The following is a 12,986-nucleotide window of genomic DNA, read 5'->3' as shown; positions in this document are numbered from 1 at the left end:
TCGGAGAGCACAACGCCCATGAAGGTGCGTGCCTCAGTCAAGAAGATGTGCGACAAATGCCGGGTGATTCGTCGCCACGGCCGGGTCATGGTGATCTGCACCAACCCGAAGCACAAGCAGCGTCAGGGTTGACTCCCCACGCCTGCACGGCAGCCGCCTTCGGCCGCCACCCCCATTGCCCTCTGATCGTTTCCTGACGTGGCTCGGATCGCCGGTGTCGATATCCCTCGTGACAAGAGGGTTGAGATCTCACTCACTTACGTGTACGGGATCGGGCTCACCAGGGCCCGCAAAATTCTCGCCAAATCGGGGGTCAGCCCCGACATCCGGGTGAAGGACCTCAGCGATGGCGACGTGCAGAAGCTGCGCGGCGCCGCCGATTCCTTCGTGCTCGAGGGCGACCTGCGCCGCGAAGAGGGCATGGCCCTCAAGCGCCTGCAGGACATCGGCTGCCTGCGGGGTCGCCGCCATCGCATGGGACTGCCCGTGCGTGGTCAGCGCACCCGCACCAATGCCCGCACCCGCCGCGGCGCCCGCAAGACCGTGGCCGGCAAGAAGAAGTGAGTTCCGGGCCTCCGGGCCCATTCTCCCCTCTGTACCTGCATTTCTTCCAGGCCCGTGGTTCCTTGCGGCAGCCACCGGGCCCGAGTCCCGCCGGCCTCCATCTCCGGAGGCCGTCACCGGGACTCCCCCCCAGTCCTCCGATCACCTCCCTGCCTTTGCAGGGTCACCGCCATGGCCAAACCAACCAAGAAGACAGGCCCCAAGAAGGCCAAACGCAACGTCCCCAACGGGGTCGCGCACATCCAGAGCACCTTCAACAACACGATCGTCTCCATCACTGATACCGCCGGTGAAGTGGTGAGTTGGTCGTCAGCCGGTGCGAGCGGCTTCAAGGGAGCCCGCAAGGGCACCCCCTTCGCCGCCCAGACCGCCGCCGAAGCGGCCGGCCGCCGGGCCCTCGAGCAAGGCATGCGTCAGATCGAGGTGCTGGTGCGCGGTCCCGGCTCCGGGCGTGAAACCGCCATCCGGGCGCTGCAGGTGGCCGGTCTCGAGATCACCCTGATCCGCGACGTCACCCCCTTGCCCCACAACGGCTGCCGCCGGGCCAAGCGCCGCCGGGTCTGAGTCCTCCGGACTCCTCCGGACTCCCGCCCGATTCCCCAGGGCCGCTGTCGCGGCCACCTTTCCTTTCTCACCTCCTCAGACCGTGTTGCACTACCAGATCGATCGGGTCGAGCACCAGGTTGCCGACGACCGTTCCCAGACGGGCGTCTTCCTGATCGGCCCCCTGGATCGGGGCCAGGCGACCACCCTCGGCAACGCCCTGCGGCGCGTGCTGATCGGTGGTCTTGAAGGAAGCGCCATCACGGCGGTGCGTCTCTCCGGGGTCAACCACGAATACGCCACGGTGCCCGGGGTGCGCGAGGACGTGCTCGACATCCTGCTCAACTGCAAGTCGGTTCCCGTCAACAGCCGCAGCCGTGATCTGGAGATCGGCCGCCTGATGGTCAACGGTCCGGCGCGGGTCACCGCCTCGGATCTGCAGTTCTCCCCCCAGGTGCAGGTCATCGATGGCGATCGGGAGATCGCCACCGTGGCCGAGGGCCACAGCCTCGAGATGGAGGTCCACGTGGAGCGTGGCATCGGCTACCGGCCGGTGGATCGCCACAACGAAGACACCACCGCCATCGACCTGCTCCAGATCGACGCGGTCTTCATGCCGGTGCGCCGGGTCAACTACACCGTCGATGAAACGGCGGTCGGCGAAGGCGGTTCGGCCCGCGAGCGCCTGCGCATCGAGATCGAGACCAACGGCAGCGTCACCCCCGACGACGCCATGGCCCAGGCCGCCAACCAGCTGATGGAGCTGTTCCAGCCCCTGGCCACCCTCTCCATGACCGAGGAGCCAGGCCTGGAGCCCGAGCCTTCGGCCGAGGCCCAGATCCCCCTGGAGGAACTGAACCTCTCCGTCCGCGCCTACAACTGTCTGAAGCGGGCCCAGGTCAATTCCGTCTCCGACCTCATGGGCTTCAGCTACGAAGACCTCCTGGAGATCAAGAACTTCGGATCCAAGTCCGCCGACGAGGTGATCGAGGCTCTCGAGAGGATCGGCATCTCCCTGCCCCAGAGCCGCACCAGCGGCTGAAAGGCGGTTTCCCCTTCCCCGTTACGCCACCCGCCCCCGTCCCCACCATGCGACACCAGTGCCGAGTCCCCCTGCTGGGACGCCCCGCCGACCAACGCAAGGCCATGCTGCGTGGTCTGACCACCCAGCTCATCCGTGAAGGCCGCGTCACCACCACCAAGGCCAGGGCCAAGGCCCTGCGTGATGAAGCCGAGCGCATGATCACCCTGGCCAAGGACGGCACCCTCGCCGCCCGCCGCCGCGCCATCGGCTACATCTACGACAAGCAGCTCGTTCACGCCCTGTTCGACAAGGCCCAGGACCGTTACGGCGAACGCCAGGGTGGCTACACCCGCATCATCCGTACGGTGCGCCGCCGTGGCGACAACGCCGAGATGGCGATCATCGAGCTGGTCTGAAAAGGATCGCCCTCTCGCTGCAGTACGAGGGCTCCTCGTTCCACGGCTGGCAGCGTCAGGCTCACCACAGCAGCGTTCAGGAAACCCTGGAAGGGGCGATCGCCGCGCTCGACCCCCATCGCCCCGCCCAGGCGGTGGCCGCGGGTCGCACCGACACTGGCGTCCATGCCGCCGCCCAGGTGGTCCACTTTGATGCCAGTGGCCCCATCCCCGTGGCCCGCTGGGCCAAGGCCCTCAACGGCCGCCTGCCACCCACGATCCGGGTGAGAGCTGCCGCCGAGGTTTCTTCCGACTGGCACGCCTGCTACAGCGCCACCTACCGGCGCTACCGCTACACGATCTTCAACGCCCGCAGCCCCAACCTGTTCCTGGCTCCGTGGAGCTGGCATCGCTATCAGTGGCGCCTCGATGAGGTCCGCATGGCCCGCTGCCTGGAAGCCATGCTCGGGGACCACGACTTCTCCGCCTTCCAGCGGGCCGGCAGCCGCCGCGCCCATGCCCGCACCACCCTGCAGGAGGTGCGGATCGATCGGCAGGGGGATCTGCTGGTCACCGAGGTGCAGGCCAGTGGCTTTCTCTACGGCATGGTGCGCCTGTTGATGGGTCAGCTGGTGGCCGTGGGGGAGGGACGCCTCGAGGCTGAGGAGTTCCTGCAGCGCTGGCGCAGCGGCGCCCGCCACGCCGTGAAGGAGGCGGCGCCGCCCCAGGGCCTCTGCCTGCTGCGGGTGGGGTACCCAGAGGACCTCTTCCCTGATGCCGCCTGGTATGATTGTCAACCGCGATTTCTGTTGGAATCGCGCGATCCTCCCGTCGATCCGTTCGTCGGTGATCCGATCGGTTGAGCGGCCTTGCAGGAGCCCCATTCCGTGGCCCCATGCGGAGCGTGTCTTTGCCGAATTCGCCGGATCCGGCGACACGGTAGGGTCGAATCTCCCTGTCCCGACCCATCCGGCTGCGATGGGCTCACCCCAAACCGGCCCGCCGGCGCGATGAACAAGACAACCACACCCTCCATTGATTCGCTCGACCGCCAGTGGTATCTGGTCGACGCTGCGGATCAGACCCTCGGCCGTCTCGCCAGCGAAGTCGCCCAGGTGCTGCGCGGCAAGAACAAGCCCACTTTCACGCCTCACCTCGACACCGGTGACTTCGTGGTGGTCATCAACGCCGACAAGGTTCGCGTCAGCGGCAACAAGGCCACCCAGAAGATCTACCGGCGCCATTCCGGCCGTCCCGGCGGCATGAAGACCGAAACCTTCGAGCACCTCCAGGCCCGTCTGCCGGAGCGCATCATCGAGAAGGCGATCAAGGGCATGCTTCCCCACAACGCCCTGGGCCGTCAGCTGTTCCGCAAGCTCAAGGTCTACAAGGGCGCCGAGCATCCCCACGCCGCCCAGCAGCCCCAGCCCCTCGCCCTCGATCCCGCCGCCGCCGCCCAATGACCAGCACCTCCAACCGCGTCGTCTACTGGGGCACCGGCCGTCGCAAGACCGCCGTGGCCCGTGTGCGGGTCGTCCCCGGCAGTGGCAGCGTCACCATCAACGGCCGCCCCGCTGACAACTACCTCAACTACAACCCCGTCTACCTGGCGGCGGTGAAGGCCCCTCTGCAGACCCTGGGCCTCGAAGCCCAGTACGACCTGCTGGTCAACGTGCGCGGCGGTGGCCTCACGGGCCAGGCCGATGCCATCAAGCAGGGTGCAGCCCGCGCCCTCTGCGATCTGTCCCCCGACAACCGCAAGCCGCTCAAGATCGAAGGCCACCTGAGCCGCGATCCCCGGGCCAAGGAGCGTCGCAAGTACGGCCTCAAAAAAGCCCGCAAGGCTCCCCAGTTCTCCAAGCGCTGATTTCCGTCATGCCGAAAGCCGACATCCATCCCACCTGGTATCCGGACGCCAAGGTGATCTGCAATGGGGAGGTGGTCATGACCACCGGCTCCACCCACCCCGAGCTCACGGTCGACGTGTGGAGTGGCAACCACCCCTTCTACACAGGCACCCAGAAGATCCTCGACACCGAAGGCCGGGTGGACCGCTTCATGCGCAAGTACGGCATGGGCAGCACCGATTCCGCCTCCGGAGCCAAGAAGGCTGCCAAGCCCGCCGAAGCTCCGGCTGCCGAGGTCGAGGCTGAAACGCCAGTCGCCACCGAAGCCTGAACCGTTCAGCCTGAGATCCTCAGGATGAAGCCGGCCGCCCGAATCGGACAGCCGCTTCGGCCCGGTCTTTCTCTTGCCGGGTGCCACCAGCACCCGGCTTTTTCCGTTTCGGGTGCCGCCCATGGATTCCGAGCTGCTGCAATCCCGGCTGGATACCGCCTGCCGCACCTTCCAGACCCTGGAGCGCCAGTTGGCGGACCCGGCGGTGGCCTCCGATCCGGCCCGTCTGCAATCGATCGCCCGGGAGCGGTCGCGGTTAGAGCCCCTCGTCAATGATTACCAGCGGCTGCGCAAGTTGGAACAGGAACGGGAGGAGGCCCGCTGCCTGCTGAAGACCCACCGCGACGACCCCGCCGCCGAGGAACTGGTGACTCTGGCCAGCGAGGAGCTGGTCAGCCTCGAGGGCCTGATCGCCACCCTGAACAACCGGCTCACCCTGAGCCTGCTGCCCTCCGATCCCCGCGACGAGCGCAGCGTCATGCTGGAAATCCGCGCCGGGGCCGGCGGCGACGAGGCCAGCCTCTGGGCGGGCGATCTGGCCCGCATGTACGAGCGCTATGCCCAGAGCCAGGGCTGGCAGGTACAACCCGTCAGTGCCTCGGAGGCCGACCTGGGCGGCTATAAGGAACTGATCCTCGCCATCCGCGGCGATGGGGTCTACAGCCAGCTGAAGTTCGAAGCGGGCGTGCATCGCGTCCAGCGGGTGCCGTCCACCGAATCCCAGGGTCGGGTGCATACCTCCACCGCCACCGTGGCGGTGATGCCTGAGGCCGATCCGGTGGAGGTGCAGATCGATCCGGGCGATCTGGACATCAGCACGGCCCGCTCAGGCGGCGCCGGTGGCCAGAACGTCAACAAGGTGGAAACGGCCGTCGACCTGCTGCACAAACCCACCGGCATCCGGGTGTTCTGCACCCAGGAACGCTCCCAGATGCAGAACCGGGAGCGGGCGATGGAGATCCTGCGGGCCAAGCTCTACGAGCGCCAGCTGGCGGAAGCGAACGCCGAGGAGCGCTCCGTGCGTCGCGCCCAGGTGGGCAGTGGCGACCGCAGCGAGAAGATCCGCACCTACAACGCCAAGGACAACCGGGTGACCGACCATCGGCTGGGACGCAACTTCTCCCTTGAGCCTGTGCTGGCCGGCCAGATCGAGGACCTGATCGGCGCCTGCATCGCCGAGGAGCAGCGCCAGGGTCTTGAGGCGCTCGCCCTCGAGGCCACCGGCACCGGTGGATGAGAACCGTGGATGAGCTCGGTGGTTGAGCGGGAGGGCGGTTCAGGCGCCGATGACGTACTTGGCCCACTCCTGGTGCTGGCCGGAGCGGATGCGCCGGTTGGCCTCGAAGCTCAGGCTGCCCAGGGGCCGGCGGGGCTCCCGGGCCAGGGGCATGCCCGCCTCCCGTGGGGTGCGGTTGCCCTTGCGCACGTTGCAGGGCAGACAGGCGGTGGTGACGTTCTCCCAGACGTCGGTGCCGCCCCGGCTGCGGGGCACCACATGGTCGATGGAGAGCTGCTCGCCATGGAAGCCGCAGTACTGGCAGGCGTGGCCGTCGCGGTGGAAGACGTTGCGGCGCGTCAGGGGGAGCGGCTTGTAGGGCACCCGCACGAACTGGCGCAGCCGGATCACCGTGGGCAGAAAATGGTCAGGGCGAATGGCTTTTTCAGGGTCGTGCTCCAGACCCTCGGCCTTCCCCTTGAGCAGCATCACCATGGCCCGACGCCAGGTGGTGATGTTCAGCGGTTCGTAGGACGCATTCAGAACGAGTACGTGGCCCATTCCAGTCCGCTGGATAGGCGGCATGCTAACGGGATTCCCATGCATTCCATGGTTCTCCCTTCGCACCGGCGTCCATGACCAGCGCCTCGCTCGCTCCCACCAGCGCGACGGAGGAGTCCCCGCAGCCGCGGCAGCGGGCCTGGGTGGAGGTGAACACCGCGGCCATCCAGGCCAATGTGCGCGCCCTGCAGCGCCACATCGGACCGGCCACCCAGCTGATGGCCGTGGTCAAGGCGGACGCCTACGGCCACGGCGCCCTGCCGGTGGCCCGGGCCGCCCTGGAGGCGGGGGCGGCCTGTTTCGGCGTCGCCACCCTGGCGGAAGGGGTGCAGCTGCGTCGCGCCGGCATCTCCACCCCGGTGCTGGTCCTGGGCAACCTCACCCAGCCCGAGGAACTGCGCAGCTGTCTGCGCTGGCAGCTGATGCCGACGCTCAGCAGCATGCGGGAGGCCCTGCTCTGCCAGAACCTGGCCAGCGGCAGCGGCCGCACCATGGCCGTTCAGCTGAAGCTGGACACCGGCATGGCACGGCTCGGCGCCGATTGGCAGGAGGGCCCGCGGCTGGTGGCGGCCCTGCGGGGCATGGAAGCCATCGAGCTGGCGGGCCTCTATTCACACCTGGCCTGCGCCGATGCCCCTCCAGAGGCAGACGACGGCCTGAGCGAGCTCCAGCAACAGCGCTTCGAGAGCGTCCTCACCAGCCTGGCCGAGCAGGGCCTCACGGCCGGCTGCCGGCACCTCGCCAATTCGGCCGGCACCCTGCGGGGGCACCAGCAGCACTACGACCTGGTCCGGGTGGGGCTGGCTCTCTACGGCCAGCCGCCGGCGGCCCACCTGGCCGGCGTGGTGTCGCTTCAGCCAGCCCTGCAGATCCACGCCCGCGTCACCCTGCTGCGCCAGGTGGGGGCGGGGGTCGGCGTCAGCTATGGCCACCGCTTCCGCACCAGCCGGCCCAGCCGCCTGGCGGTGGTCTCGATCGGCTACGCCGACGGGGTGCCCCGCCAGCTCTCCAACCGCATGGATGTGCTCTTCGACGGCCAGCGCCTGCCCCAGGTGGGTGCCATCACCATGGACCAGCTGGTGATCGACGCCACCGAGGCTCCCCGGATCGAGGTGGGCAGCCTGGTCACCCTCCTGGGTGAACAGGGGGGAGAGAGCATCAGCCCCCTCGACTGGAGCGAGCGCTGCGGCACGATCCCCTGGGAGATCCTGTGCGGCTTCAAGCACCGCCTGCCGCGCCTGGCGCTGCCCACCGAGCCTGAAGCGGCGACCGAGCCCTGATAAGCTCTGATGGCCACTGGAGAGGTGGCTGAGTGGTTGAAAGCGGCTCCCTGCTAAGGAGTTACAGAGGGCAACTTCTGTCGAGGGTTCGAATCCCTCCCTCTCCGTTCCAGGCCCTTCCAGGGCCATCCCGCCAGGTCCGCTCAGAGCCTGGCCAACCCTCCCCGGCCCGTTGAACGGCAGGCTCAGGCGTCCAACAGGGCGGTGGCGATGGCCGGCAGCAGGCTGGCATCGGCGGCCCGGGCCCGTCCCTCGCTGAAGACCACCAGCAGCATCGGCGCCTTGCCCTCCACCTCCACGTAGGCGGCGTCGTGGCGGGCCTGGCTCATCCAGCCGGCCTTGCTCCACAGCCGGGCCCCCTGCGGCAGACCAGCCCCGAGGAAACCATCCACCTGGTTCTCGGGATCGGCGGCCCGCGCCTGGGGATCGAGCGAGCGCCCCAGGAGCGCCATCATGCGACGGCAGGCCGGTGGGGACACCGCCGCTCCAGCCATCACCCCATGCAGCAGGCGGGCCGTGAAATCGGTGCTGAGACGGTTGCGGTTCTCCAGCTGGGGCCCGTAGAACTCCCGCTCCCGGCCATAGGGCCCCTCCGCCCAGGTCTTCTGGCAGGCGTTCACCCCCGCCACCTCGCGCCAGCGGAGGCGGGCCAGCCAGTCGTTGACCACCTGGCGCTGGCGGCACCAGGCCACGGCCCGCCCCGGGGGCAGGGACGGGCCACTGGTGGTGCCGGTGAGCAGATCCACCACGAGGCTGGTGGCGTCGTTGCCGGAGTCGCGCACCATGTCGGCCAGGGCCCGGCGCAGCTCCGGCCCCTCCTCGATCAGCTGGCGTTGCAGCCAGGCTTCGGCGGCCACCAGATAGACCAGCTTCACCACGCTGGCGGGATAGCGCAGGGTCTCGCCAGCCCAGCCGGCGCCGGTCACGGGCTGGCCCCAGAAGGCCTCCTGGTCCAGCCCCTCGGCGGTGCCCACCAGGGAAGCCCCGTAGCGAAGCCAGGTGACGGAGATCTGATCCCCCAGCCCCGGGCGCCCCTCCTGTTCGAGTTGGCCGATGAGCTGGCGCAGGGTCTGGCCCATGGCCGGATCCGGGCTGTAGAACGCCATCAGCGGCGGCACCTTGCGATGGCGACCTTAGGCACCCTGCCGGCGCCGGGCCATGGCTGGACCCTGACCCGGTCGCTGCCGGGCTACAGCCGGCCGCAGGGCCCTGGCCTGGCCACCGAGATCCAGGCGGGCCGGCACCTGAAAGTGCTGACGGCGCCCGGCACCGAGCCCCGCCTGCGAGTGCGGCTGCATGAGGACGGCTACCCCTGCTGGGTGGAGGCGCTCGCCCTCGCCGGCCACGGCCACCTTGCCCCGCCGCCACCGCTGCCCCGGCTCGACCGCGACAGGATCACCGCCCGCCTGGCGGCGGTGCTCGCCTTCGCCGAGGCGGCCCGTCACCGCCCCAACACGTACCTCTGGGGGGGGACCCTGGGCCCCGATTTCGACTGCTCGGGACTGGTGCAGACCGCCTTTGCCCAGGCCGGCATCTGGCTGCCTCGGGATGCCTACCTACAGGAGCGCTTCTGCCGCCCGGTGGCCGCGGCCAGCGGCATCACCAGCCTGCTGCTGCCGGGGGATCTGCTCTTCTTCGGCACCCCACAGCGCTGCACCCACGTGGCCCTGCACCTGGGCGACGGCCGCTACCTGCACAGCTCCGGCTGCCAGCACGGCCGCGACGGCATCGGCATCGACGACCTGAATCCCCGCAACCAGGATCCGGTGGCGTGCCACTACCGCGCCGAACTGCGGGGAGCGGGGCGGGTGATGCACAGCCACGACGGCAGCCCGCTACCGCCCTGAAGTAAGTTCTGATCCCAAGCGCGGGATGGTCATGGCGGAGGCGGCCCTGGCCCACACTTCCGAAGTTGCGCCGGAGCTTTCCGTTGTCGTCCCCCTATACAACGAGGAGGAAAGCCTTCCCCTTCTGGTGGAGAGGTTGCTGGCAGCCCTGCGGCCGCTGGGTCGATCCTTTGAATTGGTTCTGGTCGACGACGGCTCAAAGGACGGTACCCCCGCGGTCCTCCGTGATCTGGCCAGCCGCGTACCGGAGTTGGTGGCCGTGCTGTTGCGGCGCAACTATGGGCAGACGGCCGCCATGGCCGCCGGGTTTGATGCCGGCAGCGGTGGGGTGATCGTCACCCTCGACGGCGACCTCCAGAATGATCCCGCCGACATCCCACTCCTGCTGAACCGGCTGGAGCAGGACGACCTCGACCTGGTGAGCGGCTGGCGCCAACAGCGCCAGGACGGTGCCCTCAACCGACTGCTGCCATCCCTTGTGGCCAACCGCCTGATCGCCCGGGTCACCGGCGTGCGGCTGCACGACTACGGCTGCTCCCTGAAGGCCTACCGGCGGGAGGTGGTCAGCGACATGAATCTGTATGGGGAACTGCACCGCTTCCTGCCGGCCCTGGCCTTCATCGAAGGGGCCCGCATCGGCGAGGTGAGGGTGTCCCATCAGGCCCGGCGCTATGGCCGCAGCAACTACGGCATCGACCGCACCTTCCGGGTCTTGATGGACCTGCTGACGGTGTGGTTCATGAAGCGGTTCCTGACCCGGCCGATGCATGTGTTCGGCTTCGCCGGCCTGCTGGCCCTGGGGGTGGGGCTGGCCATCGCCCTCTGGCTGGTGGGCGAGAAGCTGCTGCTGGGGGCCGACATCGGCAACCGTCCCCTGCTGCTGATGGCGGTGCTGGCGATCGTCAGTGGGGTGCAGCTGTTCAGTTTCGGGCTGCTGGCTGAGCTGCAGATGCGCACCTATCACGAAAGCCAGGGCCGGCCGATCTATCGGGTGCGGGCCACCCTGCGTGGCGGCCCCGGCTGAACTTTTATGTCGCCCCCTGCTTCCCTGAGAAGCCCGGCAGGAAGGGGTCCTTACAGTACCGGCGGTTCCTATTGGCCCAAGCCATGACTGGTGAATTTGCCGTTGCCTGGATGCCGTCCGTGCTGGTTCCCCTGGTGGGAATCCTCGGCGCAGCGGTGGCCATGGCCCTGCTGTTCAACGTGATCGAGGCGACCGACTGACGACCGGCCCAGGCCCCAGCGTCACTCGCCTCCCCTTCCGACGACCCCCCGATCCGCTCCCCCATGACCGTGACCCCCGTCGCCGACCCGACCGTCGGCAATCTGGCCACCCCCGTCAACAGCAGCTATTTCACCAAGGCCTTCCTGAACGCCCTGCCGGCGTACCGACCCTCCCTCTCGCCCAACCGTCGCGGCCTTGAGATTGGCATGGCCCACGGCTATCTCCTCTACGGACCCTTCGCTTACACCGGCCCCCTGCGCGCCACCGAGTTCGCCAGCACCGCCGGCCTGCTCGCCACCATCGGCCTGGTGTCGATCCTGACCATCTGCCTGTCGATCTACGGCACCGCCGGCAGCGGCCCCAACGTCCAGCCCCCCGACGCCACCATCGACAACCCGCCCGCCGACCTGTTCACCAAAGCCGGCTGGGCGGAATTCGCCAGTGGCTTCTGGCTGGGTGGCTGCGGCGGCGCCGCCTTTGCCTGGTTCCTCTGCAGCACCGCCATCCAATCCCCGCTGGCCAACATTGCCGGTGGTGTCTGGAGCGTCGGCTGAGTCCGTCGGTCCAGACACCACCGGCATGATCACCGGGATAGACCTCACGACCCTGCGGCTGCGGCGGCAGGGTTTTTTCATTGTCATTCCGTAGCTCCCACGTCGTCGCCCCCCTTGCTGGTCCAGGATTTCAGCGGCAGGGGTCACGGCGGCATGGACTGACTGGTGGGATGGCAGGACGGGTGGCCCTGCGGCCATGGCCTGAGGGAACCCGCACCAGCCAGCTGTCATCCAAAGGGCATCCCTGGAGACTTGACGAGACGCTCCGTGAAAAGGAAAAGACTCAATAATAGGGTCAATAAGGAACAAACAACAAAGGTGATTCTCAGAGACTTTGGAGACCCGGACGCACTGGAAGCGGCTGCGGACAGCACCACGAGCGGAACAAAGACAACGGCGAGATAACGTGGACTGATAAACCTCAGCAGCAGGGGAGGAAGCAGAGAAAGAAAAGCTGCTGCGCCAAGAAATCTCAGGCTAAGTTGTGTCGAGGACGGGAAGGCACCGAGGCGCAACGCCTGGAAGAAAGGTACCAGCATGAAACCCATCGTCTGCTAGACAGAAAAAAGGCTATAAGCTCCCGACAACAGCAAGAAGTCAAGATACTTTTTGGGGTATCGCAGCACCAAGTCAGTCACAGTCCGCGCACCAGGGAACATGGAACTCATAACATCCTGCCAATCCCACGAATTGGCGACAAGCGACTCAGAGCCCTGAGAGAATTGGTGAGGAGCAAAGATAAGCACATAGGACGAGGCAAAGGTTCGAAGCCCCTTGACCGTCCTGATCATGTCTATTCCATAAAGCTTGAACCCTGGGGCCATCAGCAACAGCAGCCAAGAGAGCATCCAAAAGGGAACCTGCCATTTCATACCATTCTTCCGGAAGTCCCACCAATACCAGACAGCCCCTACTCCGAGAGAACAAGCCAGCAACTGAATTTTGGAAAGGCCAAAAAGAACAAGCAAGCCAGACGAAATCAGCCGCGGCCACCCTAGGCGCACAGACAGGATGAACAGGACGAAGAACGCAGCTGCAATGATGTCGCTGGAGGGCTCCGCAAACTGAAGGGCCGAGCTGGCAATAATCGAGAAAGCCAGCGCCTGGAAGATCCAGTTCCTAATAAACAATAGGCAAAGAGAATAGGATGACAAAAGGAATAAAAGCGTTGCGATTCCTTTGGCATGCCAATTCAGGCTTTCCGCAGAGGGAGAAACAATCAACTTGTACAGGCCGATCAGCAAGCTTGCCGACACCCCTCCAGACCAATTAAATCTTGGATACTGAAACACCCAACCCGAAGGAAGTCGATAGAGACGCAGATCCGCCCTCGTTACAAAGGACTGATCCATGGGCCAATCCATTACTTGCCCGCTTTGGCTCAGGAGCCCAACAAACGAGACGACAATGGCAATGACAAGCAGTAGCGGTAAGAAGATTCTTCCAAAAGTCCCTGGATGTTCTTCAGGCTTGGATTGCATTACTATAGGGCAACTTCGGAATCCTAACAGGCTCAATTTCCACATCTCAGCGCCAAACCAGGGCCAGCCGGTGGCCGCTCACAGCCAGCCCTGCCGTGGGCGCACGAGCCTGACAGAC

Annotated in this window: 18 protein-coding genes and 1 tRNA gene; 16 read left to right on the top strand and 3 right to left on the bottom strand. The window is 66.8% G+C overall.

Going from position 1 to position 12,986, the window contains the following annotated elements; translation table 11 throughout:
- Positions 1 to 18: 18 nt before the first annotated feature.
- The 10 genes from rpmJ to prfA all read left to right on the top strand — a co-directional run bounded on the left by rpmJ (position 19) and on the right by prfA (position 5,941).
- On the top strand, positions 19 to 132 hold the full coding sequence (gene rpmJ, locus KBZ33_RS07015; protein ID WP_006173336.1) for a 50S ribosomal protein L36: 114 nt from the start codon (positions 19 to 21) through the stop codon (positions 130 to 132).
- A gap of 66 nt (positions 133 to 198) precedes the next feature.
- Positions 199 to 564, top strand: a complete 366-nt coding sequence (gene rpsM / locus KBZ33_RS07010) for a 30S ribosomal protein S13 (RefSeq protein ID WP_094586010.1) — start codon at positions 199 to 201, stop codon at positions 562 to 564.
- A gap of 171 nt (positions 565 to 735) precedes the next feature.
- A complete protein-coding gene (rpsK, locus tag KBZ33_RS07005; protein ID WP_254951715.1) occupies positions 736 to 1,128 on the top strand; it encodes a 30S ribosomal protein S11 in 393 nt (130 codons plus the stop codon).
- Between the two features lie 82 nt (positions 1,129 to 1,210).
- On the top strand, positions 1,211 to 2,149 hold the full coding sequence (locus KBZ33_RS07000) for a DNA-directed RNA polymerase subunit alpha (protein ID WP_254951714.1): 939 nt from the start codon (positions 1,211 to 1,213) through the stop codon (positions 2,147 to 2,149).
- Positions 2,150 to 2,196: 47 nt separating this feature from the next.
- Entirely contained in the window at positions 2,197 to 2,547 is a 351-nt protein-coding gene (gene rplQ / locus KBZ33_RS06995) for a 50S ribosomal protein L17 (RefSeq protein WP_254951712.1), read from the top strand.
- A complete protein-coding gene (gene truA / locus KBZ33_RS06990) occupies positions 2,544 to 3,389 on the top strand; it encodes a tRNA pseudouridine(38-40) synthase TruA (RefSeq protein ID WP_254951847.1) in 846 nt (281 codons plus the stop codon). Before rplQ ends, truA begins: the two co-directional genes overlap by 4 nt.
- 147 nt (positions 3,390 to 3,536) lie before the next feature.
- On the top strand, positions 3,537 to 3,989 hold the full coding sequence (gene rplM, locus KBZ33_RS06985) for a 50S ribosomal protein L13 (RefSeq protein WP_254951710.1): 453 nt from the start codon (positions 3,537 to 3,539) through the stop codon (positions 3,987 to 3,989).
- A complete protein-coding gene (gene rpsI / locus KBZ33_RS06980; RefSeq protein WP_254951708.1) occupies positions 3,986 to 4,393 on the top strand; it encodes a 30S ribosomal protein S9 in 408 nt (135 codons plus the stop codon). Before rplM ends, rpsI begins: the two co-directional genes overlap by 4 nt.
- Before the next feature lie 8 nt (positions 4,394 to 4,401).
- Entirely contained in the window at positions 4,402 to 4,704 is a 303-nt protein-coding gene (gene rpmE / locus KBZ33_RS06975) for a 50S ribosomal protein L31 (RefSeq protein ID WP_254951706.1), read from the top strand.
- 121 nt (positions 4,705 to 4,825) lie between these two features.
- Positions 4,826 to 5,941 (top strand): peptide chain release factor 1, encoded by a 1,116-nt coding sequence (prfA, locus tag KBZ33_RS06970; protein ID WP_254951704.1) that lies wholly within the window; start codon positions 4,826 to 4,828, stop codon positions 5,939 to 5,941.
- Between the two features lie 39 nt (positions 5,942 to 5,980).
- Here prfA and KBZ33_RS06965 read toward each other — a convergent pair whose 3' ends face one another.
- Complete coding sequence (locus tag KBZ33_RS06965) at positions 5,981 to 6,481, bottom strand: HNH endonuclease (RefSeq protein WP_254951703.1); 501 nt, start codon at positions 6,479 to 6,481, stop codon at positions 5,981 to 5,983.
- A gap of 74 nt (positions 6,482 to 6,555) precedes the next feature.
- Between KBZ33_RS06965 and alr the strand changes: the two genes are divergently transcribed.
- Together alr and KBZ33_RS06955 are read left to right on the top strand one after the other, a co-directional pair.
- Positions 6,556 to 7,761: an alanine racemase gene (alr, locus tag KBZ33_RS06960; protein WP_254951701.1), complete on the top strand. Its 1,206-nt coding sequence runs from the start codon at positions 6,556 to 6,558 to the stop codon at positions 7,759 to 7,761.
- Between the two features lie 18 nt (positions 7,762 to 7,779).
- Positions 7,780 to 7,868, top strand: a tRNA-Ser gene (locus tag KBZ33_RS06955).
- A 78-nt stretch (positions 7,869 to 7,946) separates the two neighbouring features.
- Here KBZ33_RS06955 and KBZ33_RS06950 read toward each other — a convergent pair.
- A complete protein-coding gene (locus KBZ33_RS06950; protein WP_254951699.1) occupies positions 7,947 to 8,867 on the bottom strand; it encodes a serine hydrolase in 921 nt (306 codons plus the stop codon).
- A gap of 18 nt (positions 8,868 to 8,885) precedes the next feature.
- Between KBZ33_RS06950 and KBZ33_RS06945 the strand changes: the two genes are divergently transcribed.
- The 4 genes from KBZ33_RS06945 to KBZ33_RS06930 all read left to right on the top strand — a co-directional run bounded on the left by KBZ33_RS06945 (position 8,886) and on the right by KBZ33_RS06930 (position 11,387).
- Complete coding sequence (locus KBZ33_RS06945; RefSeq protein ID WP_254951697.1) at positions 8,886 to 9,608, top strand: C40 family peptidase; 723 nt, start codon at positions 8,886 to 8,888, stop codon at positions 9,606 to 9,608.
- A gap of 25 nt (positions 9,609 to 9,633) precedes the next feature.
- The gene (locus KBZ33_RS06940) at positions 9,634 to 10,632 is read left to right on the top strand and encodes a glycosyltransferase family 2 protein (protein ID WP_254951696.1); all 999 of its coding nucleotides are present in this window, start codon (positions 9,634 to 9,636) and stop codon (positions 10,630 to 10,632) included.
- Positions 10,633 to 10,715: 83 nt separating this feature from the next.
- The gene (locus KBZ33_RS06935; RefSeq protein WP_254951695.1) at positions 10,716 to 10,832 is read left to right on the top strand and encodes a photosystem I reaction center subunit VIII; all 117 of its coding nucleotides are present in this window, start codon (positions 10,716 to 10,718) and stop codon (positions 10,830 to 10,832) included.
- A gap of 63 nt (positions 10,833 to 10,895) precedes the next feature.
- Positions 10,896 to 11,387 carry a photosystem I reaction center subunit XI gene (locus KBZ33_RS06930; RefSeq protein ID WP_254951694.1) on the top strand — a complete coding sequence of 164 codons (492 nt, stop codon included), beginning with the start codon at positions 10,896 to 10,898 and terminating at the stop codon, positions 11,385 to 11,387.
- Positions 11,388 to 11,941: 554 nt separating this feature from the next.
- Here KBZ33_RS06930 and KBZ33_RS06925 read toward each other — a convergent pair.
- Entirely contained in the window at positions 11,942 to 12,739 is a 798-nt protein-coding gene (locus KBZ33_RS06925; RefSeq protein ID WP_254951690.1) for a hypothetical protein, read from the bottom strand.
- Positions 12,740 to 12,986: the final 247 nt, after the last annotated feature.

This window comes from Cyanobium sp. Cruz-8D1 (assembly GCF_024345975.1).
GTDB lineage: Bacteria > Cyanobacteriota > Cyanobacteriia > PCC-6307 > Cyanobiaceae > Cyanobium.
This window is presented reverse-complemented; position numbering and strand designations above follow the sequence as displayed.

Bases quoted from the DNA above. Each gene is read 5' to 3' on its own strand.
- rpmJ (WP_006173336.1), top strand. From the start codon at position 19: ATGAAGGTGCGTGCCTCAGTCAAGAAGATGTGCGACAAATGCCGGGTG.
- rpsK (WP_254951715.1), top strand. From the start codon at position 736: ATGGCCAAACCAACCAAGAAGACAGGCCCCAAGAAGGCCAAACGCAAC.
- rplQ (WP_254951712.1), top strand. From the start codon at position 2,197: ATGCGACACCAGTGCCGAGTCCCCCTGCTGGGACGCCCCGCCGACCAA.
- rplM (WP_254951710.1), top strand. From the start codon at position 3,537: ATGAACAAGACAACCACACCCTCCATTGATTCGCTCGACCGCCAGTGG.
- rpsI (WP_254951708.1), top strand. From the start codon at position 3,986: ATGACCAGCACCTCCAACCGCGTCGTCTACTGGGGCACCGGCCGTCGC.
- rpmE (WP_254951706.1), top strand. From the start codon at position 4,402: ATGCCGAAAGCCGACATCCATCCCACCTGGTATCCGGACGCCAAGGTG.
- prfA (WP_254951704.1), top strand. From the start codon at position 4,826: ATGGATTCCGAGCTGCTGCAATCCCGGCTGGATACCGCCTGCCGCACC.
- KBZ33_RS06965 (WP_254951703.1), bottom strand. From the start codon at position 6,481: ATGGGCCACGTACTCGTTCTGAATGCGTCCTACGAACCGCTGAACATC.
- alr (WP_254951701.1), top strand. From the start codon at position 6,556: ATGACCAGCGCCTCGCTCGCTCCCACCAGCGCGACGGAGGAGTCCCCG.
- KBZ33_RS06950 (WP_254951699.1), bottom strand. From the start codon at position 8,867: ATGGCGTTCTACAGCCCGGATCCGGCCATGGGCCAGACCCTGCGCCAG.
- KBZ33_RS06945 (WP_254951697.1), top strand. From the start codon at position 8,886: ATGGCGACCTTAGGCACCCTGCCGGCGCCGGGCCATGGCTGGACCCTG.
- KBZ33_RS06940 (WP_254951696.1), top strand. From the start codon at position 9,634: ATGGTCATGGCGGAGGCGGCCCTGGCCCACACTTCCGAAGTTGCGCCG.
- KBZ33_RS06935 (WP_254951695.1), top strand. From the start codon at position 10,716: ATGACTGGTGAATTTGCCGTTGCCTGGATGCCGTCCGTGCTGGTTCCC.
- KBZ33_RS06930 (WP_254951694.1), top strand. From the start codon at position 10,896: ATGACCGTGACCCCCGTCGCCGACCCGACCGTCGGCAATCTGGCCACC.
- KBZ33_RS06925 (WP_254951690.1), bottom strand. From the start codon at position 12,739: ATGGATCAGTCCTTTGTAACGAGGGCGGATCTGCGTCTCTATCGACTT.